General features: G+C 66.7%; 20 protein-coding genes. 17 read left to right on the forward strand and 3 right to left on the reverse strand.

The features are described from left to right. Positions 1 to 5: 5 nt before the first annotated feature. The gene (locus ACHQ4I_RS27390; RefSeq protein ID WP_420774723.1) at positions 6 to 323 is read right to left on the reverse strand and encodes an acyl carrier protein; all 318 of its coding nucleotides are present in this window, start codon (positions 321 to 323) and stop codon (positions 6 to 8) included. Positions 324 to 1,455: 1,132 nt separating this feature from the next. Between ACHQ4I_RS27390 and ACHQ4I_RS27395 the strand changes: the two genes are divergently transcribed. From ACHQ4I_RS27395 to ACHQ4I_RS27415, 5 genes are all read left to right on the forward strand, one after another. Next, positions 1,456 to 2,958: an alkaline phosphatase gene (locus tag ACHQ4I_RS27395; RefSeq protein WP_420774724.1), complete on the forward strand. Its 1,503-nt coding sequence runs from the start codon at positions 1,456 to 1,458 to the stop codon at positions 2,956 to 2,958. After that, complete coding sequence (locus ACHQ4I_RS27400) at positions 2,955 to 3,473, forward strand: hypothetical protein (protein WP_420774725.1); 519 nt, start codon at positions 2,955 to 2,957, stop codon at positions 3,471 to 3,473. The genes ACHQ4I_RS27395 and ACHQ4I_RS27400 overlap by 4 nt, the downstream gene beginning before the upstream one ends. A gap of 132 nt (positions 3,474 to 3,605) precedes the next feature. Next, on the forward strand, positions 3,606 to 4,760 hold the full coding sequence (locus tag ACHQ4I_RS27405) for an SPFH domain-containing protein (protein ID WP_420774726.1): 1,155 nt from the start codon (positions 3,606 to 3,608) through the stop codon (positions 4,758 to 4,760). 473 nt (positions 4,761 to 5,233) lie between these two features. After that, a complete protein-coding gene (locus ACHQ4I_RS27410) occupies positions 5,234 to 6,361 on the forward strand; it encodes a TFIIB-type zinc ribbon-containing protein (RefSeq protein WP_420774727.1) in 1,128 nt (375 codons plus the stop codon). 24 nt (positions 6,362 to 6,385) lie between these two features. Further along, complete coding sequence (locus ACHQ4I_RS27415) at positions 6,386 to 6,880, forward strand: hypothetical protein (RefSeq protein ID WP_420774728.1); 495 nt, start codon at positions 6,386 to 6,388, stop codon at positions 6,878 to 6,880. A 43-nt stretch (positions 6,881 to 6,923) separates the two neighbouring features. Here the strand turns inward: ACHQ4I_RS27415 and ACHQ4I_RS27420 are convergent, their stop codons facing one another. After that, on the reverse strand, positions 6,924 to 7,943 hold the full coding sequence (locus tag ACHQ4I_RS27420; protein WP_420774729.1) for an AraC family transcriptional regulator: 1,020 nt from the start codon (positions 7,941 to 7,943) through the stop codon (positions 6,924 to 6,926). Positions 7,944 to 8,118: 175 nt separating this feature from the next. Between ACHQ4I_RS27420 and ACHQ4I_RS27425 the strand changes: the two genes are divergently transcribed. The 11 genes from ACHQ4I_RS27425 (at position 8,119) to ACHQ4I_RS27475 (ending at position 18,138) form a co-directional block, all read left to right on the forward strand. Next, on the forward strand, positions 8,119 to 9,093 hold the full coding sequence (locus ACHQ4I_RS27425) for a quinone oxidoreductase family protein (RefSeq protein WP_420774730.1): 975 nt from the start codon (positions 8,119 to 8,121) through the stop codon (positions 9,091 to 9,093). 39 nt (positions 9,094 to 9,132) lie between these two features. Next, positions 9,133 to 10,026 carry a TauD/TfdA dioxygenase family protein gene (locus ACHQ4I_RS27430; protein ID WP_420774731.1) on the forward strand — a complete coding sequence of 298 codons (894 nt, stop codon included), beginning with the start codon at positions 9,133 to 9,135 and terminating at the stop codon, positions 10,024 to 10,026. A gap of 43 nt (positions 10,027 to 10,069) precedes the next feature. Next, positions 10,070 to 11,122 carry a beta-keto acid cleavage family enzyme gene (locus ACHQ4I_RS27435; protein WP_420774732.1) on the forward strand — a complete coding sequence of 351 codons (1,053 nt, stop codon included), beginning with the start codon at positions 10,070 to 10,072 and terminating at the stop codon, positions 11,120 to 11,122. Between the two features lie 138 nt (positions 11,123 to 11,260). Continuing rightward, positions 11,261 to 12,598 (forward strand): MFS transporter, encoded by a 1,338-nt coding sequence (locus tag ACHQ4I_RS27440; RefSeq protein WP_420774733.1) that lies wholly within the window; start codon positions 11,261 to 11,263, stop codon positions 12,596 to 12,598. Between the two features lie 42 nt (positions 12,599 to 12,640). Beyond that, complete coding sequence (locus ACHQ4I_RS27445; RefSeq protein WP_420774734.1) at positions 12,641 to 13,243, forward strand: RBBP9/YdeN family alpha/beta hydrolase; 603 nt, start codon at positions 12,641 to 12,643, stop codon at positions 13,241 to 13,243. Next, a complete protein-coding gene (locus tag ACHQ4I_RS27450) occupies positions 13,240 to 13,992 on the forward strand; it encodes a CoA transferase subunit A (RefSeq protein ID WP_420774735.1) in 753 nt (250 codons plus the stop codon). The genes ACHQ4I_RS27445 and ACHQ4I_RS27450 overlap by 4 nt, the downstream gene beginning before the upstream one ends. Before the next feature lies 1 nt (position 13,993). Then, positions 13,994 to 14,650 (forward strand): 3-oxoacid CoA-transferase subunit B, encoded by a 657-nt coding sequence (locus ACHQ4I_RS27455; protein WP_420774736.1) that lies wholly within the window; start codon positions 13,994 to 13,996, stop codon positions 14,648 to 14,650. A 48-nt stretch (positions 14,651 to 14,698) separates the two neighbouring features. Continuing rightward, on the forward strand, positions 14,699 to 16,306 hold the full coding sequence (locus ACHQ4I_RS27460; RefSeq protein WP_420774737.1) for a long-chain-fatty-acid--CoA ligase: 1,608 nt from the start codon (positions 14,699 to 14,701) through the stop codon (positions 16,304 to 16,306). A 96-nt stretch (positions 16,307 to 16,402) separates the two neighbouring features. Further along, the gene (locus ACHQ4I_RS27465; RefSeq protein WP_420774738.1) at positions 16,403 to 17,167 is read left to right on the forward strand and encodes a DUF8020 domain-containing protein; all 765 of its coding nucleotides are present in this window, start codon (positions 16,403 to 16,405) and stop codon (positions 17,165 to 17,167) included. A gap of 242 nt (positions 17,168 to 17,409) precedes the next feature. Further along, complete coding sequence (locus tag ACHQ4I_RS27470) at positions 17,410 to 17,589, forward strand: putative sulfate exporter family transporter (protein ID WP_420774739.1); 180 nt, start codon at positions 17,410 to 17,412, stop codon at positions 17,587 to 17,589. A gap of 45 nt (positions 17,590 to 17,634) precedes the next feature. After that, positions 17,635 to 18,138, forward strand: a complete 504-nt coding sequence (locus tag ACHQ4I_RS27475) for a COG4315 family predicted lipoprotein (protein ID WP_420774740.1) — start codon at positions 17,635 to 17,637, stop codon at positions 18,136 to 18,138. Between the two features lie 47 nt (positions 18,139 to 18,185). Here the strand turns inward: ACHQ4I_RS27475 and ACHQ4I_RS27480 are convergent, their stop codons facing one another. Further along, entirely contained in the window at positions 18,186 to 19,589 is a 1,404-nt protein-coding gene (locus tag ACHQ4I_RS27480; protein ID WP_420774741.1) for a cellulase family glycosylhydrolase, read from the reverse strand. 968 nt (positions 19,590 to 20,557) lie between these two features. On the opposite strand from ACHQ4I_RS27480, the gene ACHQ4I_RS27485 reads away from it, so the two are divergent. Further along, positions 20,558 to 21,544, forward strand: coding sequence for a hypothetical protein (locus ACHQ4I_RS27485; protein ID WP_420774742.1), 987 nt, complete (start codon positions 20,558 to 20,560; stop codon positions 21,542 to 21,544). Positions 21,545 to 21,674 lie beyond the last annotated feature (130 nt).

Raw genomic sequence — 21,674 nt, forward strand, 5'->3', positions numbered from 1 at the left:
ACCCGTCAGGCGGCTGCGGCCGCGGCGTGCTCTTCGGCGAGGTACGCCGAAAGTTCCGCGATCGTAGGGTAATACCACATCGCCGCGGCCTCGACCTCGACGCCGAGCCAGCTCTCCAGTTCGCTCGCCAGTACCAGCGCGTCGGCCGACTTCAGGCCGAGATCGTTGAAGTACTGATGCACGTCCACATCCCGGGCCCTTGTGCTCAGTCGTACGGCGATCCGCTCCACGAGCCGGTCGCGGACGGATTCGGCGGTGATCGCATGCGCGGTCTGCTTCATGGTCGGTGCGCCTACATCCGGCATGACATTCAGGTTTGGCATCTTCGTCTTCTCCTTGAACGACTCAGAGGGCCCCGAGCTGCGGTTTTTCCATCTTGGTTGCATATGGCATGCCGTCCTACCCACCCAAAGGTTGGGATAACCGCACCCTTCGCCGGTGAAATATCTGATCTCCATCCAAGATCCGAATTCGGCACGGGTTGTCGCATGGCGGTGCGACGGGATACCGGCATCGAAATTCCCTGCCCTGACTGCATCGGCTAGGTGGTGCAGATGATCGGCGATGTTTTTGGTGCTATGCCGTGTTATTCATCCGCCGGCATGGCCAATTCTGGCTCATCCGCAGCGCGAGCTACTGGGCAGCGGATCGAATCCGAATCTCACGAATGCATAAGACTTGTTGTGCGCCAACACGTCATAGCGAGGACTCAACACCCGGCAGCGGGTCCAAAAGATCCAGGATCACCTGAAGTTCTTCTGGCAGTGTGGTTCCCGCGTCCACAGACGGCATCCGTGACTGTCCAGATGCGCCTTCTCCGTGGCATCCAACGACAACGCGGCGCCTCACCGCATTCAAAACCTATGTCCCGAAATCCGAGCAATCGGCTAGACCTATCCCCAATCGCGATGTGCCGCTGGAGTTCCGGGTGATTCAAATCTATAGCGCCACGAGCGCTCACCGAAACCTACAATGGATCACATGGACCTGCTGCTGTCGATAATCGGTATCGTGGCTCTGCTCGCCGTTACTGGCGCCGCGTGGATGGCGTTCCTCCTCCTACGCGGCCGGAAATGAAGCAAGGGTCGCCGTAGCGCCGACAAGGACCTGCAATCGCTCGGGGCCGTCCGCGACACATCCGAAGACCGCTCCATCCGCCACCAAGGCAATACCCCACCGGCGCAGGCGAAGACGAAAGGGTTCATCCGAAAACTGTTTCGGCGCATGGTAAACCGTTCGATGAGCTTGCGGATCGATCCCCGTGCGCCGCTGCCGTGGATCGTGCTGCGAGCAAGTCATCGCGGCTGGTAGCCGCCGGAGTCGGTGCGAATGGGTTCACCGAGTCGACAACTGTGCGTCGGTTTCGGGCAATCGAGCCCAAGTATCGTCCGCCCCGCCTGGGAGCACCGGGCGATGCACACGGCCGCCGTGGCGCGGACGGTAGAAGGAGACATAGTGCGACACAACAGACGGGCCTGGCTGGGCGCGACGGCGGCGGTCAGCGCCGCGGTGGTGAGCGCGACCATACTCGCGGGCTGCGGGTCGGATACCAAGTCCGACAACGAAGTGCACAACATCATCTACCTGCTCGGCGACGGTATGGGCCGCACCCACGTCACCGCGGCCCGGCAGCGCTTCGTCGGCGCGAACGGGCGCCTGAACATGGAGCAGCTGCCCTACCTCGGCGCGGTGGCCACCTACGCGGTGGACCCCGGCACCAACCAGCCCTCGCTGGTGACCGACTCGGCGTCCTCGGCGACCGCGTGGTCCTCGGGAGTGAAGACCTACAACGCCGCCATCGGCGTAGACGCCTACGGCAAGCCGGTGCAGACACTGATGGAGCAGGCCAAGTCCGCCGGTTTCGCGACCGGCGACGTCTCGACCGCCGAGATCACCGACGCGACCCCGGCCGCCATGTTCGCGCACACCCTGCTGCGCGGCTGCCAGGGACCGACATTCAGCGAATCGTCCTGCCTGCCCAAGAAATCCGACGGCAGCTACGAGGCGCAGCCCGCGGACAAGACGCTCGTTACCCCGATCGCCGAGCAGATCGCCCGCAACGCCACCGCCGACGTCATCTTCGGTGGTGGCCTGGCCCGCTTCGAGCCCGACGACCAGAAAGCGATGCAGGACAAGGGCTATGAGGTGCTGGGCTCGATGGGCGACCCGGCGCTGAAGGCGCAGACCGCCGAGAGCCAGCGGGTGCCAACGGCGGCCGACCTGAAGGCCGTGCGCGCGGACAAGGTGATCGGCCTGTTCAACCGCGGCAACCTGACCGTCACCCAGGCCCGCAACGCGCTGCCGGACACCGCGCCGCAGAAGCAGGAGCCGACCCTGGCCGACATGACCACAAAGGCCATCGACCTGCTCTCGAACCGCAAGGACAGCAAGGGATTCCTGCTGCAGGTGGAGGGCGCGCTCATCGACAAACGCTCGCACGCCAACGACGCCGCCCAGACCCTGCAAGAGGTCAAGGCGTTCGACGACGCGGTCGCCGCGGCCATGGACTTCGCCAAGAAGGACGGCCACACCCTGGTCATCGTCACCGCCGACCACGAATGCGCGGGCTTCAATATCATCGAGAAGACCACCTTCACCAACGCCGAAGCCGTTGCGCCGCCGACCAATATCGACACCACCAACTCGGCCAACAACTCCAGTCCGTCGCGCGACGGCAAGGACAATGTCAAGGATCCGGCCCGCTCCAGCGGTGCGATCAACGGTGCCGGTGCCGCCGATCCGCGTAACTTCGCGCCCGCGACCTTCCGCACGCCGGACGATCCGGTCGAGGTGAAGGACGGCTCGCCGGAGGCCAGCCTGTGGCTGACCTACCTGTCGGGCAACCACACCGGTGCGGATGTGCAGATCTACGCCTACGGCCCGGGCGCTGACGTCTTCGCCACCAGCCAGGACAACACCGCGCTCTACACCAAGATGCACAAGGCGCTACTGCCGTGAGACCGAAACGCTTCGCGGCGGTGCGGTATTCGCCCCTACGCGCTGGGCTCGTCGCGGGGATGCTGGCGGTGGCGGCGTTCGGAACGGCATGCTCGTCGGCTCCGCAAGCCGATACCCCGGTCCCGGCGGCGGCTCCGTCGCTGACGCCGAAGACCACCGAGGCACCGGCAGCCTCGATCGCCGCCGCACCAGGTGAAGTCCGGCTGACGCCCGGACCGTTCACCGATCGAGTGCGGTTGACCGGCACGCGCCTAGCGGGCTCCACCGTGCACGGCACGCTGGCCATCACCACCGATGTCAGCGACGTGCTGGCTTTGGAGGTGCGCGCGGCCTTCTACGATGCGGCCGGACGTCTCATCGGCACAGGCCTTTTCGAGCACGCCGACGAAGAACCCTACGGCGGGGGCAGGCATGTGCCGCACAACGACGGGATCGACTTCACCATCACCTCGGCCCCGGCCGACGTCCCGGTGTCGGCCGCGGTGCTGTCGATACCGGTCTTGGTGAACGAATAGCTCTGGCCGTTAACACCTTCCGGCACTTCGCCCGATACCCAGATGGCGAGTACCGCGGCTGTTCGGCCCGGTATGCAATACTCGCCTGGGCGGGCGTGTTGCCCGAAGGGAGGAAGAGTTTCCGTGGGTCTGATGGATATGATCCGGGGGGAATTCGTCGACATCATCGAATGGCTCGACGATTCCCGCACCACATTGGCATGGCGGTTTCCGCGCTACGAGAACGAGATCAAGAACGGCGCGGAGCTGATCGTCCGCGAGGGGCAGCAGGCGGTGTTCGTCTACCGGGGTCAGCTCGCCGACAAGTACGGGCCCGGGCATTACACGCTGACCACCGAGAACATGCCGATCATGTCCACATTGCAGGGCTGGCGACACGGTTTCGACTCGCCGTTCCGGTCCGAGGTGTATTTCGTCAACACCCGTCCGGTCACCGATATGCGTTGGGGCACACCGCAACCGGTGACCGTGCGCGATCCGGATTTCCGGATGGTGCAGATCCGCGCCAACGGCACCGCCGTGGTGAAGGTGGTCGATACCGAGAAGTTCCTGAAGCAGGTCATCGGCACCGACAGCGTCGTCGATATGGACGAGATCACCGAACTGCTGCGCAGCAATGTGACGACCGCGTTCTCCGACATGGTCCTGGCCAGCGGGCTCGGCGCCATCGATCTGCAGGGCAGGCAGGTCGAATTGTCCGGCAGGCTACGGGAATTCGTAGCCCAGCGGGTTACCGGCTACGGCCTGGACATCGACGCGGTCACCATGACGATCTCGCTGCCGGAGGAGATCCAGCAGGCCATGACCCGCGGTGTGGCCCGCGGTGTGGAGGCCGGTGGCTTCATGAACAACGTGGACCTCAACCGCTACCAGCAGATGCAGGCCGCCGATGCCATGGTCGTCGCGGCCGGCAATCCGGGTGGCGGCATGGGTGCGGCCATGCAGGCCGGGATGGGCGTGGTGCTCGGCGGGCAGATGGCCAACGCCATGCAGGGCGGCCTCGCCCCGCAGCAATCGGCCCCCGCGGCAACGCAATCCAGCGCTCCGCCGCCGCTGCCCAGCCAGCAGTCCTTCCACTTCGACAATGGTGGCCAGCCCGCGGGTCCGTACACGATCGAGCAGCTGCGCCAATTCGTCGCCGGCGGACAACTGAGCCGTGAGACGAATGTGTGGACCGAAGGCATGCCCGGCTGGGCCGCCGCATCAACGGTTGCGGTGCTGCAAACCCTGTTCGCGGCCCCACCGCCGCTGCCCGGCATCCCGCCGCCCCTGCCGCCCACACCGTAACCGCCCGGCGGACCCAGTCATTCACGCGGACATCGACGCATCAGGTGCGCCAAGGGTTTTCGCGCATTCCACCCATGCCCGTCGCGTCCGCCCCATCGAGTGAGTAGCTAGTGAACGACCCTCGACAGCCGCAGAGTCCTGCCGTGCCCCCGCCCCTGCCCGCCTCGGCGGGGGCGGTCGATCCCCCACCCATGCCTGCGGGTCCCGCCGCGCCTGCTCCGGCGGTGCCGCCGCCGCTGCCCGCACCTGCGGGATCGGTAGGCCCGCCGCCGCCCGCGTCTGTGGGACCGGTAGTCCCGCCGCCACTGCCGGTCTCAGCACAGCCAGCCACACCATCCCCATTACCGCTCGCGCCACCGCCATTGCCGCCGATGGCCTATGCCGCAGCAGCCGAGGCAGACCGGCAAACACCTGCGTCACAGCCCGGTGCACAACATTCGGACGGGACCGATTCGGCTGACTCGGATCGGGCGATGCGGCATCGGACCGAGCTCACCCGCACCTACCCGTGCCGAGCGTGCGGCGGGCAGTTGGTGTTCGATCCGGCGGGGCAGGACCTGCTGTGCCCGCACTGCGGGAACCGCTCCCCCATCACCGTGCCGGACCAACCGGTCTCGGCTCGTGAATTGCATTCGGCCATGGCGGAATTGCGGGCACAAGTGACGACGGTCGCGGGACCGCAGCTGAGTGGCGAGCGGGAAGTGGTGTGCCAGAACTGCGGCGGGCACACCACATTCACCGGGACATTGACGGCCACGCGATGCCCCTACTGCGCCACGCCGATTCAACGCGACGATGTGCACAATGCGCCCGCACGGTTGCCGGTGGACGGGGTGATCCCGTTCGCGGTGGGCGAGAAGCAAGCGCGGGAACTGGTCGAGAAGTGGATCAACGGACGGTGGTTCGCGCCGAGTGAGTTCAAGCGCTACCGGCAGCTGGGCTCGTTCGCCAGCGTCTACACCGCCTATTTCACCTATGACGCCGACACCCGTACCCACTACACCGGCGATCGTGGCGAGGAGTACGAGGTCGAGGTCGGCAGCGGCGACGAACGCCGCACCGAAACCCGCGTGCGCTGGTACCCGGTCAGCGGTGCGGTGCACAACGAATTCGCCGACCTGCCGGTGCTGGCCAACGACGGATTCGACCGGGACCGGATCAAGGCCCTCGAGCCGTGGCCGATCCCGGAAGCCAAGGCATTCACACCCGAGTACGTGGCCGGACATCTGTGCCGCACCTACGACCACGACGCCGAGCAGTCGTTCCCGGAGGCCGAGCAGCGGATGCGCGATGTCATCGAGCACACGGCGCGCGACGACATCGGCGGCGACCGGCAACGCATCCACAACCTCGACGTTGTGTGGAACCGGTTGGCGTACAAGCACCTGCTGCTGCCCATCTGGCTGCTCACCGTGATCTACACGGGGCGTCCGTTCCAGGTGTACGTCAACGGCATCACCGGCGAAGTACACGGCGACCGGCCGTGGAGCAAAGCGAAGATCGTCGCCGCGGTGCTGCTGGCGCTTGCGGTGGTCGCGGCGATCGTGATGCTGTACATGAGGTTTCATGGACACCACGGGACCGGAGGACATCGGAGGTAGCCCGTGAGGATGGTGAGGTAGCCGATGATATGGGTGCTCGTCGTTGTCGCGGCCGCGCTGACCGCGGTCGTGGCCGGTGTCGCGATCGTGGCGGCCCGGCAGCGGAGCTCGGTCGCGGCGGCGAATCAGGTCGTGCCGGGCATCGCGACCCGCGCGCCCGCCTCGTGGGCAGGCTCCCATGACCCCGAGCCGCGCCTACATCGCCGGTTACGCGACGCCATGACAGCGCTGCGCGACGCGAACACCCTCGACGACGGCACCACCATCGTCCTACGCGCCGAACTCGAGCAGTCCGCCCTGGCCTGGGACAACCGCCTCGTCGCCATCGCGGCCCTGCCCCCCGCGCACCGGACCGAGCAACTGCCCGCCGCGACCCACGCCATCGAATCGATCGAAGCCGCGGTAGCGCAGTACATTTCGGCCGCGACCCAGCCCGCCGAGCTGACGACGGGACTGGCGGCCGTCCGCGCCCGGCTCGACACGGCCGCCGAACTCCACAGGTCTCTGGAGAACGGCTGACACGGCCGAGTCGACGTGGTGCGGTCGGCGGAATGTGGGCGTGTTACGGAGTCCCCGGCTTTGTGCTGGCCGTGCGGGTTCGCCACTGGGTGGGGCTGCATCCGAAACGTTGCCGGAACCAGCGGGAGAAGTTGGCGGGTGAGGAGAACGCGAGTAGTTCGGCGATCTCGGTGAGGGTGTGGCGCCGGTTGATGACCATGTGCTGGGCGAGTTCGGCGCGGGTGGTGTCCAGTAGGGATGTGAAGGTTTCGGCTTCCGCGGCGAGGTGGCGGTGGATGGTGCGGCGGTCGACACCGAGGCTGCGGGCGATCTGTTCGACCGAGCAGCGTCCGGTGGGCAGGAGCAGTTCGATGAGTTCACGGACGCGGTCGATGGTGGCCGCGGCATCGGTGTCTCGAATGGAGTCGAAGAACTGCTGAGCGTATGCGTGCAGTTGCGGGTCCGACATGGCATTGGGGGCGTCGAGATCGGTTGCGTAGGTGAGGATTCCGTTGAATTCCTGATCGAAGCCGACGTGCGGGCCGAGCAGGCGGTGATGGGTGCGACGGTCGCGCGGCGCGGAGTGGGTGAAGCGGACCTCCAGTGGCTGCCAGCCGGTTCCGAGGAACCCGCGCAGGAGACCGTGCAGGACACCGACGGCCAGTTCGATGGCTTGCCGGGTGTCGCCTGGTCCTCCGAGGTCGAGGGCCAGGCGGATGGTGGCGATGCCGTTGTGTTCGGTGAGGCGGGTGTGCAGGGATTCGTTGTACATGTGCTGGTGCCGGGACATGACCCGCAGGGCGCTGCGGACATCGGGCTCGTCGCGGATGACCAGGCTCAACGGTCCGAGGTTGGCGAAGCGGCGGCGTTCGGCCAGTCGTAGCCCGAAGTCCTCGCATCCAGATGCGATCGCGGAGCGTTCGAGCAGATCCGCGATGGCCTCGGCGGGGACCCAGCGGTCCTGCAGGCTCAGGCTGGCCGGATCCAGACCGGATGCGCGGATCAGTTCGACCGGGGCCAGGCCGAGTGACTGGCCGAGTGCCACGTAGTCGTGCAGCGCGGCGTAGCGGGCCAGCGGCTTCACCACATCCTCCTGATGTCCCGAGATGAATGGAAATCCGTCCCTCCAGGATAAGCAGACGCGAGTGATCCCGCTTACTGTGGGTTCCATCACAAGGGCGGTGACCAGGCCCGTTTCGTCGGACATCAGGACCGACCGCGCCCACGTCGGCGTGACGACGTCGAAGAGGAGATTCACTGTGGCACACGCTGTTCGCTTCTACGAGACCGGTGGTCCAGGGGTGTTGCGCTGGGAAGAGGTCGAGGTGGGCGCGCCAGGGCCCGGCGAGGTACGTATCCGGCATGAGGCGGTCGGACTGAATTTCGCCGACACCTACTTCCGCAGCGGCCTGTACCCGGCCGCGATGCCCACCGGTATGGGGGTCGAGGCGGCGGGGGTCATCGAGGCCGTCGGCCCCGAAGTCGACGGTTTCCGGCCCGGCGACCGTGTCACCTACACCGGCAGTCCGCTGGGGGCCTACAGCACCGAGCGGGTGATGCCCGCCGGCCACTTGATCCGGTTGCCGGACGAGATCGGGTTCGATACGGCAGCGTCGATGACGATGCGGGGCCTGACGACGGCTTATCTGTTGCGCCGCATCCATCCCCTGCGTGCCGGCGACACCGTGCTGTTGCACGCGGCGGCCGGCGGTGTGGGATTGATCTTCTCGCAGTGGGCGAAGCTGTTGGGGCTCACCGTGATCGGGACCGTGTCGAGCGAGGAGAAGGCCGAGATCGCCCGGACGCACGGATGCGACCACGTGGTGATCTATACCCGCGAGGACGTCGCCGCGCGGGTGCGGGAACTCACCGGCGGGGACGGGGTGCCGGTGGTCTACGACAGCATCGGCAAGACCACCGTCCAGACGTCGTTGGATTCGCTGGCGCGGCGCGGGCTGCTGGTGTGCTTCGGCACTGCCTCCGGGCCGGTGCCGCCCATCGATGCCATGCAGCTGGCGGTCAAGGGCTCACTATTCGTCACCCGGCCCGCGCTGGCCGACTACATCGCCGACCCCGCCGAGCGCGCCGACCTGGCCGGGGAGCTGTTCTCCCACGTCGCGGCGGGGCGGATCCGCATCGAGATCAATCAGCGCTACGAGCTGCCCGACGCGGTGCGCGCGCACCGCGATCTGGAATCCGGCCGCAGCATCGGCTCCTCGGTCTTCACCCTCTGACCCGGCCGTCGCGGCGGCGCGACATATGGAGGAAAACCTATGACAACCATTGCCCCACTGCATGATTCGACGACACGCGGATCCCTCCGCGTGCAGCCGTTGACCTGCACGATCGGCGCCGAACTCTTCGATGTCGACCTCGCGCGGGTGGCTCGTGACGACGCGCTGTTCGCCCAGTTGCGCGCGCTGCTGCTCGAGTACAAGGTGTTGTTCGTTCGCGATCAGGACATCACCCGCGCCGATCATGTAGCACTCGCGCAGCGTTTCGGCCCGCTGGAGGACCACCCCGTGGCGGGCAGCGATCCTGACCATCCCGGTCTGGTACGCATCTACAAGGATCTCGATAGTGCCCCCGAGCACTACGAGAACGCCTACCACTGCGACGCCACCTGGCGGGTGAACCCACCCATGGGCGCGGTATTGCGTTGTGTGGAAACGCCTCCCGTTGGCGGCGACACCATCTGGGTGAACATGGTCGAGGCGTACCGGCGACTGCCCGAGCACGTGCGGGACCGCATTCAGGGCCTGCGCGCCCGGCACAGCATCGAGGCCAGCTTCGGCGCGGCCATGCCCGAGGACAAGCGCCACGAACTGGCCCGCCGCTTCCCCGATGCTGAGCATCCGGTGGTGCGCACGCATCCGGAGACCGGTGAGCAGATCCTGTTCGTCAACTCCTTCACCACCCACTTGGTCAATTACCACACGCCCGAAAACGTGCGCTTCGGTAGCGATTACGCGCCGGGGGCCGGGGAATTGCTGCACTACCTGATGCGGCAGGCCGCCATCCCGGAGTACCAGGTGCGCTGGCGGTGGACGAAGAACAGCTTCGCCATCTGGGATAACCGCTCCACCCAGCACTATGCGGTCCAGGACTACTGGCCCGCCGTCCGAAAGATGGAGCGCGCCGGGATCATCGGCGACCGCCCCTTCTAATTCTCCTCTCCCCCCATTGTTCGATTCCGATCGGAGCATTTCCATGTATTTCCACGACGATTCGCTGTTCCCGGAGAACCAGGAGAAGCTGGTCATCACCGCCGCCCCCTACGGCCCGGAATGGGAACTCGACGACTTTCGCGAGGATCTGCCGTTGACCATGGACGAGCACGTTCAGACCGCGGTGGACTGCTATAACGCCGGCGCCACCGTCCTGCACATCCACGTGCGCGAACTCGACGGCAAGGGCTCCAAGCGGCTGTCGAAGTTCAACGAGTTGCTCGGCCGGCTGCGTGATGCCGTGCCGGACATGATCCTGCAGGTCGGTGGCTCCATCTCCTTCGCGCCGGAAGACGAAGGCGCGGAAGCGAAATGGCTGTCCGACGACGCCCGCCACCTGCTCGCCGAACTCGACCCGAAACCGGATCAGGTCACCATCGCCATCAACACCAGCCAGATGAACATCGTCGAACTGATGACCGACGACGACATCGCCGGCACCTCCTTCACCCGCCCCGAGGTGTACGAGGCGTACCGGGAGATGGTGGTCCCGGCCGGTCCCGCATGGGTAGCAGAGCACCTGAAGCGATTGCAGGCCAACGGTATTCAGCCACACTTCCAGCTTTCCAGCATCCCTCAGCTGGAGACGGTGGAACGGTTGATCCGGCGCGGCGTGTACACCGGTCCGCTCATGGTGACCTGGGTCGGCATCGGCGGCGGATTCGACGGACCCAACCCCTACAACATGATGGAGTTCATCCGCCGCGTGCCCGACGGGGCGGTGCTGACGCTCGAGACGCTCATGCGCAGCTGCCTGCCGATCAACACCATGGCCATCGCCATGGGCCTGCACGCCCGCTGCGGCAACGAGGACACCCTGTGGGGCCGCAAGGGCCAGAAGATCACCTCGGTGCAGCAGATCGAGCAACTGGTGCGCATCGCCGGCGAACTCGGCCGCGAGATCGCCACCGGCAAGGAGGCACGCGAGATCTACAAGCTCGACGAGCGCTACACCGACGCCGACGAGGCGCTGGCCAAAATCGGCTTCGCACCCAACCGCAAGCCCGGCCAAGTCGGATTCACCCACCACGCCTGAGCACCGGTTTCCGGGCAGGGACTTCGGTCCCCTGCCCGGTCTGGGCGCAAGTCGCAGTGGTCTCGCCCCGCCCCGCCTTTCCCCTCAGCTCCGGTGCACCGCACACCGTCTCGGTACACCGGATTCGTAGGAGCACCAATGGAGTTGCACACTACCGCCACCGGGGCGGACGACCAGTCGGTCGCCGCCCCGGCTCCGGCGGCCGATCCGACATCACGCGCCCGCCGCCTTTACCCGTGGGTCGTGTTCACGCTGGCCTTCGGGCTGCTGCTGGCCGACTACATGTCCCGGCAGGTCCTCAGCGCCGTCTTCCCGTTCCTGAAATCCGAATGGATGCTGTCGGATTCCCGGCTGGCATCGCTCACCAGCGTCGTCGCCCTGATGGTCGGACTGCTCACCTTGCCGTTGTCGGTGCTGGCCGATCGCTGGGGCCGGGTACGCAGCCTGGTGCTGATGGCCGTGCTGTGGAGCGCGGCGACACTGCTGTGCGCGGTCGCCACCAGCTACCAGCACATGCTCGCCGCCCGTTTCCTGGTCGGGGTCGGCGAGGCCGCCTACGGCAGCGTCGGAATCGCCGTGGTACTCAGCGTGTTCGCCCCGCGGGTTCACGCCGCACTCAGCGGCGCGTTCATGGCCGGTGGCTCGTTCGGATCGGTGCTGGGTGTCGGCCTGGGCGGGGTCATCGCCGTTCAGCTGGGGTGGCGGTGGTCCTTCGCCACCATGGCAGTCTTCGGACTGATCCTCGCTCTGCTGTTCCGCGCGGCGGTGACCGAGACGAAACTCGCCCGCCACGTTAGCGATCCGCAACCGCGCCCACAGCACGGCGGCGGCGTCCGTGCGCCGGTGTCGACACTGTTCACCAATCCGGCGGTGGTGTGCGCGTATCTGGGCAGCGCCCTGCAGATCTTCACCGCCGCGGTCCTGCTGTCATGGATGCCGAGTTTCTTCAACCGCTACTACGACCTGGCCCCGGACCGGGCGGGCGCGGTCGCGTCGGTGTTCGTATTGCTCGTCGGCGCGGGCATGGTGGGCTGCGGCGTGATCACCGACCGCGTCGGCCGCCGCGATATGTCCCGCAAATGGACCACCGCCATCGTGTTCTGCACCGTCTCGCTGCTGTGCCTGGCGATCGGTTTCAGTCTCGGCACCGGGCCGCTGCAATTGCTGCTCATCGGCATCGGCGCCCTATTCTCCGGCGGCTCGTCGGGGCCCACCGCGGCCATGGTCGCCAACCTCACCCACGCCTCGGTGCGGGCATCGGCCTTCGGCTCCCTCACCCTGGCCAACAGCCTACTCGGCCTCGCCCTCGGCCCGTTCGTCGTCGGCGTGCTCGCCGACCACCTCGGCCTGGCGACCGCGCTACGCCTCGCACCACTGGCCTACCTGGCCGCTATCGCCGCCTTGGTCCTGGGCAAACGCGCCTATCCCGCAGGACTGCGCAGGCTCGCCGCCGTCGAGGCCACGGCCGCGCACTGATCGGCCACCCTCGCACCGACCCGAAAGGAACTGCCGCACACCATGAAAGCCGTCGCCGAGCCCACCGTCGTGATCGTGCCCGGACTGCGCGACCACATACCCGACCACTGGCAGACCCTGCTCGCCGAACGCCTCGACAACGTCCGCACCGTGCCACCGCTCGAGCACGACAAGCTCTCCCGCGCCGCCCGCGTCGCCGCGCTCGACGCCGTCCTTGCCGACATCGACGGCCCCGCGGCGCTGGTCGCCCACAGCGCCGGCGTGATGATCACCGTGCACTGGGCGCAACAGGCCACCCGGCCCGTGCACGGGGCGCTGCTGGCCACGCCACCGGACTTCGAAACCCCGCTGCCGCAGGGATATCCGTCGCTGGACCAACTCGACGCGGACGGCTGGACCCCGATTCCGTGGCGGCGGCTGCCGTTCCCGAGCATCGTGGCCGCCTCCACCAGCGACCCGCTCGCGTCGTATCGGCGGGTGGCCGGCATGGCCGAGGCGTGGGGCAGCCGGTTGGTGGAACTCGGCGACGTCGGCCACCTCAATCCCGCCTCCGGCTACGGCTATTGGCCGCAGGCCGAAGAACTGCTGCGCGAGCTGATCACCACCTCCAGCCCGTCGGCGTCCGGCGCGGAGGCCCGGCGGTGAACAAGATCATCGACTCGGCCGCGGAAGCCGTCGCCGACATCACTTCAGGCGCCAGCCTGGCGGTCGGCGGATTCGGACTGTGCGGCATCCCGGACTCGCTCGTCGCCGCGCTGGCCGCCCGCGACGTCACCGACCTCGAGATCATCTCCAACAACTGCGGCACCGACCAGCATGGTCTGGGAATCCTGCTGGCCGACAAGCGCATTCACCGCATCACTGCCTCCTATGTTGGTGAGAACAGCGAATTCGCTCGCCAGTATTTATCCGGGGAACTCGAAGTCGAGCTGACCCCGCAGGGCACTCTCGCCGAAAAACTGCGCGCCGGCGGTGCCGGTATCCCGGCATTCTTCACACCCGCCGGTGTGGGCACCCCCATCGCCGAGGGCGGCCTGCCCTGGCGGTACGCAAGCGACGGATCGGTCGCCGTGGCCTCGCCGCCCAAGGAGGTCCGCACCTTCGGCGGTCGGCGGTACGTGCTCGAAGAAGCCCTCACCGCCGACTACGCGCTGGTGCACGCGCTCATCGGCGACACCGAAGGCAACCTCGTATTCGACAAGTCGGCCCGCAACTTCAACCCGCTCGCGGCCGCGGCCGGTCGCGTCTGCCTCGCCGAGGTCGAAACGCTGGTCCCCGCAGGCGATCTCGACCCGGCGCAGGTCCATCTGCCCGGCATCTTCGTCGACCGCATCGTGCACACCGGACCACAGCGCAAACAGATCGAGAAACTCACCGTCGCCCAGGAGCACTGACATGATCACAGCCACCGCCGTGCTCGGCTGGTCCCGTACCGCCATGGCCGCGCGCGCCGCGCGTGAACTGCGCGCCGGGGAGTACGTCAACCTCGGCATCGGCCTGCCCACCCTGATTCCCGATCAGCTGCCCGATGGCGTCCGCGTCACCCTGCACTCCGAGAACGGCATCCTCGGCACCGGCCCCTACCCGAGCCCCGTGCACGTGGACGCCGATCTCATCAACGCCGGCAAGGAGACCGTGACCACGGTCGCGGGCGCGTCGTTCTTCGACTCCGCCACCAGCTTCGGCATGATCCGCGGCGGCCACATCGACACCGCCGTACTCGGCGGCATGCAGGTCTCGGCCACCGGCGACCTGGCCAACTGGATGGTGCCCGGTCACATGGTCAAAGGCATGGGCGGTGCGATGGACCTGGTCCACGGTGCCCGGCGGGTCATCGTCCTGATGGAGCACACCGACAAGACCGGTGCGCCGAAGATCGTCCCGCGCTGCACACTCCCGCTCACCGGCGAACAGGTCGTGCACCGCATCATCACCAACCTCGCCGTCATCGACGTCACCGCCACCGGATTGGCGTTGCGCGAATGCGCGCCGGGCGTCACCGAAGCCGATGTGCGCGCGGCCACCGGCGCAGCGCTGACCACCATGTCCTGACCACGGGCCAGCCTGCCCGGTCCCGACGAGTCCACCGAAAGGTATTTTGTGCTCAATCTCGCTGTGCTGCTGGAGGATTCGGCGCGCCGCTACCCCGACCGCGATGCTGTCGTACTCGGCGCCGAACGCCTCACCTACGCCGAACTCGATGCCCGCGCCAATCAGGTCGCCCACCTGTTGGCGGCCCGCGGCGTGGAACCCGGCGACAAAGTCGCACTGTCGTGCCCGAACCTGCCGGAATTCCTGATCGTCTATTACGGCATCCTCAAGGCGGGCGCGGTCGTTGTCCCACTCAACATCCTGCTACGACCACGCGAAATCGCCTACCATCTCACCGATTCCGAAGCCGACCTCTATTTCTGCTTCGAAGGCACGCCCGAGCTGCCGATGGGCGAGTACGGACGAGCGGGCTTCCAGCAGGCGCCCGGCTGCCGCGACATAATCCTGATCACCGCCGACCCGCAGGCCCCCTCGCCCTATCCGGGGAACGACACCCTGGCCCAGGCCATCGCGGCCCGGCCGAAAACGTTCGACACCGTCACCCGCCGGGCCGACGACACCGCGGTCATCCTCTACACCAGTGGCACCACCGGCCGTCCCAAGGGCGCCGAACTGACCCACGCCAACATGGTCATGAACGCGCTCACCGCCAACCGACTGTTCGACAACCGCCCCGACCGCCGCGACACCCACCTGGTCACACTGCCGCTGTTCCACTCCTTCGGCCAGACCATCAACATGAACGCCGGTCTCTCGGTCGGTGCGACGCTGGTTCTGCTCGCGCGCTTCGACGCGCCCACAGCGCTGCGGATGCTGGCCGACGAGCAGATCACCTTCTTCGCCGGTGTGCCGACCATGTACTGGGGGCTGCTGCAGGCCGTCGATGACAGCGTCGATGTCGACCGCATCGCCGGCACACTGCGCAAGGCGGTGTCCGGCGGTGCGGCCCTACCGGACGACATCCTGTCGCGGTTCGCGCAGCGCTTCGGCGTACAGATCCTCGAGGGTTATGGATTGTCGGAAACCTCCCCGCTTGCGCTGTTCGCCGATCCCGACCGCGCCCCCCGACCGGGATCGATCGGAATTCCGGTGTGGGGCATCGAAGCCCGACTGATCGATGCGGAATGGAACACCGTCACCGGCGTCGGGGAGATCGGCGAGATCGCGCTGCGCGGCCACAACGTCATGAAGGGCTACCACAATCGCCCCGAGGCCACCGCCGATGTCATGCGTGAGGGCTGGTTCCGCACCGGAGATCTCGCCCGCCGCGACGTCGACGGCTTCCACTACATCGTCGACCGCGCCAAGGACATGATCGTGCGCGGCGGATTCAACGTCTACCCGCGCGAAATCGAAGAAGTCCTGCTCACCCACCCCGCGGTATCCCTGGCCGCGGTCATCGGCATCCCCGACTCGCACTACGGCGAGGAGATCAAGGCCGTCGTCGTCGCTGAACCCGGCGCAATGATCACCGAAAACGAGCTCATCACCTGGTGTCGAGAGCAACTGGCCGCCTACAAATATCCGCGCGTCATCGAATTCACCGCCGTGCTGCCGATGACCGCCAGCGGCAAGATCCTCAAACGCGAACTCGCCGCCGCCCACTGTGAACTCGTCGCGGCCGACTCGGCCCGTGACACGACTTCCGGCGCCTGATCCGGCGCCGGATTCCGGAGCGGGACATCACCGCTTCAACCGCCGGCAATCGCCTCACGGTGGTGCCGGATCGCATCAACGATGATGAGGAAGATCATGAAAATGAGGACAACGGCCATGACGGCCGCACTCGCCGCCGCGGCCCTGGTGACCACCGCGGCCACCACCTACGCCGCGCCCGGGACGGACGAATCCGCCGCGGTGAGCTACGAAGTCACCCGCCGCGGCGACTCCGCCGTCCTGACCATCGCCAACGGCACCCTGCGTGCCGTCGACCAGCAACTCGTCCTCTTCGACCGTGATGATCGCCCTGTCGCCGCCCTGCCCCTGGCCTACCGCATCGACGACACCGCCTACCCCATCAGCGCCAGGATCGACGGCACCAGCGCCATCCTGACACCGTCGAAGGACAACCCACAAACCATCACACCGGTCGCCGCCAGCGACATCGTGACCGTCGACCAGGCCGCCACGCAGGTCGCCGAATCGTTCACCCCGCGTGACGCCCAGGCGTTGGGTGCCTTCGCCCAGCGCGCCGCCATCGGCGCCGCCGTCAGCGCGGTCCTCGGAGCAGTCCTCGGCGCCGGCGTGGGCTGCCTGGTCGGCGGCGCCGTCGGAGCCGCCATCAGCAGTCCGGTCATCGCGCTGCTGGTGCCCTTCGTCGGCGCGACCATCGCCGGTTGCGTGCTCGGTATGGCCACCCTCGGCGCGGTGGGCGCCATGGCCGGCATCGTCCTGGCCGGCGGGCCCATCACCTTGTTCTCCGCCATCCAATACTTCTCCACCATCCTCGCCCCCTGCCCACCCGAGCTCGCCTACTGCAAGGACCCGGCGCAGCAACCCGCCCCGCAGGCCAAATAACCCGCGCCGCCACCCGACCCATCAGGTGGCGGCGGGCTGAGCCCGCATGAGCCTGCCGCCACCTGGTGCCGCGACACCAACCACCGAGGACCATGGCACGCCACCACCGCGCCCACGAACCCGCGCGCCCAACCACACCGAACATCCTCCGCACACGCCCCGCGCCGATACGACAGCCGCGTCGGCGTCTGGGTTGGCCGTCACTGGTCGGGAATCGCACTCGCCGCCGTGATGCTCGGGAGGTGGCTTCCCGGGGCGAGCCCGCACTGGTGGTGGTCGTCGGAACCATGTTCATCGCGGTGCTGCGACCCGCCGCGCACGCGCTCGGGATGACCGAGCACGCCAGCGGCGTCCGGGCCGGCGCCGCGATCCACGAAATAACGCAGGTCGTCACGCTCACCGGCGCGCTGATCACCGCTTGATCACCACGCGACCGGCATGACACGCCCACTATCGGAGGAGATTTCATGACAATCCGGCGTCCGGCTCTCGCGCTGCTCGTCATCGCGACTTGGGCTACAGCCGTGGCCTGTTCCGACCGGGACACCACCCCCTCAGCAGCCACGTCGACGACGTCGCCCGCTGCCGGCAGCACGGTTGCCCAGTCCGCACCGACCGCCAGCGCATCGGCCACCTCGATCCGGCTGCGTACTGTGCAAGGCCGAGATGTACTGGTCGACAACGTTGGGCGGGCACTCTACGTCTTCGACAAGGACACCCCCGGCCTGATCGCATGCGCTGGCGAGTGCCTCGTGAAATGGCCGGCGCTGATGGGACCGGTTGCGGCCGAAGCCGGTATCGACCCCGGCAAACTCGCAATCATGGCGCGGCCCGACGGCACCAGTCAGGTCGGTTTCGCAGGCAAACCCCTGTACTACTTCGCCCAGGACGTTGCCCCTGGCGACACCCGCGGCCAGGGATTGATGGGACTGTGGCACTTGATCGGACCGGACGGCCGGCCCGTGCCCTGATCGGTTTCGACCGCGACCGGCCCCTGCTCAGGTGGCCTCGGCATCGATCACCGTCGCGTCACGGTTACCTGCACGGTGTCCTGCCCGGGGCTGGTGGTGAGTTGAAGTAGCCGGGCATCGGGTAACGACACGATGTCGGCGCCCTGGATTTCGACACGGTAGCCGTCGGGATAGTTGCTCTGCGGCAGATACACCTCGGTACGGGCTCCGGTTGCGAATGGTTGTCCGGAATCGGCGCGGCGGGCACTGTATTGGAGGGTGAACGTCCCGGTGGCGCTGTCGTAGTGCCACTGCTGCGGGGTGCCTGCGATCGCACGTGGATATGGCCGGACGATCGCCGGATCCATCAGGTTGGGGCCGGTCGGCGGCTCCTGGGGATGACCAGGAGTCTGATCCTGCGGTTGGGACCAGAGCATCCAGGAAGCCATGTTGTCGTCGAATCTATCGGCGAGACGAGTCAGCCGCGCCCAATCCGTGGTCGCCCCGAACTCGGTCACCAGCCCGACAACGCCCTCGATGTCGGCACGATCCAATCCGTTGCTCACGCAGGTGTCGACCGGGCCGAAGCAGTAGTCGTGAAAGCTCATCCCCGCGTTCGGATCGCCGGTTGGATTCGGCATCCAGTTCGGCGTACCGAAGTCGTTGGTCACGGACGGCTCGTAGAACAGCAGGTGTTTCGGGTCGGCTCCGCGGATGGCGTTCATCGCTTTTGCCTCGAGCGGCGCGAGCACACCGCTCTCGAACCGGGGGCAGCCCTGGGGAAAGCATGTCGGGTATTCCCAACCGGGCCACGGCTCATTGATCAGGTCGTAGCCCAACACGTACGGCTGGTCCGCGAAGCGTTGCGCGACATGCGCCCACATGGCCGCATAGTGGTCCTGCAGCCCGACGCCATCGGGGGCAGCGCGGTTGCGCCAGAAGTTCGCCCACGTTTGGTTTTGTGCCGGGCTCGTGAAGTAGACCAGCGGAAAGCCGAGATCGGGCTGCAATGGGAACCCGTCGGTGAACGTCGCCCACTCGGGGAACCCGCTCCAACTCGCACCCACCGATTCGTTGAACGCGTCCTGATGGGAATCGACAAGGCTGTAGATGTTGTACCGGGCCAGCAACTGCTGGGTCTGCTCGATCTGCGCGATGTAGTTGTCGTCATAAACTCCGGGCTGCGGCTCGACCGCCTTCCATGCGAAACCCAGTCGCACCGCGTTGAAACCGTTCTCCGCCAGGAATTGTGCGTCGTTCTCGCCGAAGCCTCCCGCTGCGGGGAAGTACGGCGGGTTCTTGTAGACCATATTCACGCCGTGCAAGATGACCACCCGGCCCTGGTCGTCGGTGAGCCAGCGGCCCGCGTGCCCCAGTTCGGAACCTGTCGGTGTCGCCGCGGCCGGTGTGGTCGGTCCCAGCAGCAACATGACCAACGCGAGACACCGGGCTGTCGAGGACAGGATGGTCATCGCGCAAGCCTTTCGAAGTATTCGCCGATGTCACTTCTACGGCGCTGACGAATAGAGAAGCGCGGCTGCCCTCCCCGGCCGATCCGCAAAGATGTCGGCACCCGGAGTCGAACCGGCCTCCCGTATGTCCAGGTACATCCAGTCGGACCGGCTGTTAACCGCTGGCATGCCCCGGTCCTGGTGCAGTAGATCAATCCGTACAAGAAGTGGTCGAGACCATGACGCTGATGCGGAAATGCTATATACCGCTGGCCGGATTCGATCACGACACTCCGCTGCACCTGCCTCGACCAATTCGCGTATTCCAGTCACTATGTCCGGCGGAACGGCTGGACAACTGGACCGCCAGCCGCGTGGCGGCCCGTCCACCCTGCTGTCACAGCACCGCCCGCACTTGTCGAGTCAGTCCGCCGCTGGCAACGTCCGCAACATCGGGCACCGGTTCACGAAACGTGGTGCAGGCCGAATCCTGGAAGTTGAATCTGGCGGCCAATCGGTCCGGTCCGTACAAGCGATCGCCCAGCCGGGGTGAGGCCGGCGTCGGGTCGATGGCGTCGCGTCTCGGCTTCGAACCAGAGGCCGTGTCGCGGTCGTGATCGCCTCGGCGGTGAGCGGCGCGATGCTATTGCGCCGAGCCGGTTCCGGTAGTTGTGCCGAGAATTTGCTAGCTTTCATCACAGTGCCTGAACGACTTCTGCGCAATAACCGATCACATCGTGATGGCAAACGAATAGGGTTCAGATCAGCTGTTCATCGAGTTTTGCGCGGCAGCCGCCTGCCGGGCGCCGAAGCTGATTCGAGCATCGCCACAAGTTTGCGCAACGGCCGACGCTGGCCGACCAAGGACGCAATGTGAGCAGGAGACCGGATGGCAATCGCCACGCAACGCCGTCGCGCTCGGCGTTTTGCTGTCCGCGGCGGCACCCCGGCGCTAGATCGTCAACCTCACAACCATTAGGAGACCATCCATGCTGCTGTCCAGTTTTCGCCGCGCGTTCGCCATTCCGGTGGCCTGCGTCCTCGCCACGACCGGCACGTATCTGGCCGCCGGCTGCGGCAGCCAGCCCGGCACCGACAGCACAGCAGACAACCACGCTTGGGCTTCGACGCCCGAATCGCCGCAAGGGTCGGCCTTCACCTTCGGCGCCGGCTACGGAACGACCGTTGCCGCCAACCAGGCCGGACACCGATGGGCACCCGCCGACGCCGCCGCAATCACCCCGGGGATACAGACCTTTACCCACGGCGCGGTCCCATGTACGGCGAACTACGTCTTCATCGATGACACCGGCCATGTGTACATCGGCCAGGCGGCCCACTGCGCCACCACACAGGTCACCGATAGCGATGGCTGCACCGCCGATAGCCTCCCCCTGGGAACCGCCGTGAGTTTCAACCGCAACGGCTCGCCGGTTTTCGGCGCGACGACGACCGCCGGCGGTCAGCTCGCGTACAGCAGCTGGCTGGCCATGCAGGAAAACGGCGAGAAGGACCGCAATACCTGCGCCTACAACGACTTCGCGCTGGTCGAGCTCGCGCCGGAGGACGCGGGTAACGTCAATCCGAGCGTGCCACACTGGGGCGGGCCGGTCGGCATCAACACCAGCGGCGCGAATGCCGGCGACCGCCTCTACAGCTACTGGAACTCCATTCTGCGCGGCGGAATCGCCAGCCTGTCCCCTCAGGTCTGTGAAAGCAAGATCGACGATGACGCTGCCTTTGGTTGGACCCACGCAATTGTCGCGCCCATCCCCGGCATCCCGGGGGACAGCGGCAGCGCCTTCCTCGACCACAATGGCTATGCGCTCGGCACTCTGTCGACGCTCACCATTTCGCTTCCCATCGTCAACAACGTCGGTGACATCAGCCACGAACTGGCCTACGCCCGAGCGCATTCCGGTATCTCGGGTCTGCGCCTGGTGCTCGGTACCGAACCGTTCACGCCGGACCGTTGACCGGACCTGTCGACGGTGGGCATCTCCGCAGATCGGCCTACCGGCTTATCCTGCCGCGGAATTCGCTCTAGAATTGCTGGATATTCGACGCAGCTACCTGATCGAAGGTGATGTGCACCCATTGTGTCGA

Origin of the sequence: Nocardia nepalensis, from assembly GCF_048910785.1 — a bacterium.
Lineage (GTDB): Bacteria > Actinomycetota > Actinomycetes > Mycobacteriales > Mycobacteriaceae > Nocardia > Nocardia nepalensis.

Bases quoted from the DNA above. Each gene is read 5' to 3' on its own strand.
- ACHQ4I_RS27455 (WP_420774736.1), top strand. From the start codon at position 13,994: ATGATCACAGCCACCGCCGTGCTCGGCTGGTCCCGTACCGCCATGGCC.
- ACHQ4I_RS27480 (WP_420774741.1), bottom strand. From the start codon at position 19,589: ATGACCATCCTGTCCTCGACAGCCCGGTGTCTCGCGTTGGTCATGTTG.
- ACHQ4I_RS27405 (WP_420774726.1), top strand. From the start codon at position 3,606: ATGGATATGATCCGGGGGGAATTCGTCGACATCATCGAATGGCTCGAC.
- ACHQ4I_RS27410 (WP_420774727.1), top strand. From the start codon at position 5,234: ATGCGGCATCGGACCGAGCTCACCCGCACCTACCCGTGCCGAGCGTGC.
- ACHQ4I_RS27445 (WP_420774734.1), top strand. From the start codon at position 12,641: ATGAAAGCCGTCGCCGAGCCCACCGTCGTGATCGTGCCCGGACTGCGC.
- ACHQ4I_RS27485 (WP_420774742.1), top strand. From the start codon at position 20,558: ATGCTGCTGTCCAGTTTTCGCCGCGCGTTCGCCATTCCGGTGGCCTGC.
- ACHQ4I_RS27465 (WP_420774738.1), top strand. From the start codon at position 16,403: ATGAAAATGAGGACAACGGCCATGACGGCCGCACTCGCCGCCGCGGCC.
- ACHQ4I_RS27475 (WP_420774740.1), top strand. From the start codon at position 17,635: ATGACAATCCGGCGTCCGGCTCTCGCGCTGCTCGTCATCGCGACTTGG.
- ACHQ4I_RS27415 (WP_420774728.1), top strand. From the start codon at position 6,386: ATGATATGGGTGCTCGTCGTTGTCGCGGCCGCGCTGACCGCGGTCGTG.
- ACHQ4I_RS27435 (WP_420774732.1), top strand. From the start codon at position 10,070: ATGTATTTCCACGACGATTCGCTGTTCCCGGAGAACCAGGAGAAGCTG.
- ACHQ4I_RS27430 (WP_420774731.1), top strand. From the start codon at position 9,133: ATGACAACCATTGCCCCACTGCATGATTCGACGACACGCGGATCCCTC.
- ACHQ4I_RS27440 (WP_420774733.1), top strand. From the start codon at position 11,261: ATGGAGTTGCACACTACCGCCACCGGGGCGGACGACCAGTCGGTCGCC.
- ACHQ4I_RS27390 (WP_420774723.1), bottom strand. From the start codon at position 323: ATGCCAAACCTGAATGTCATGCCGGATGTAGGCGCACCGACCATGAAG.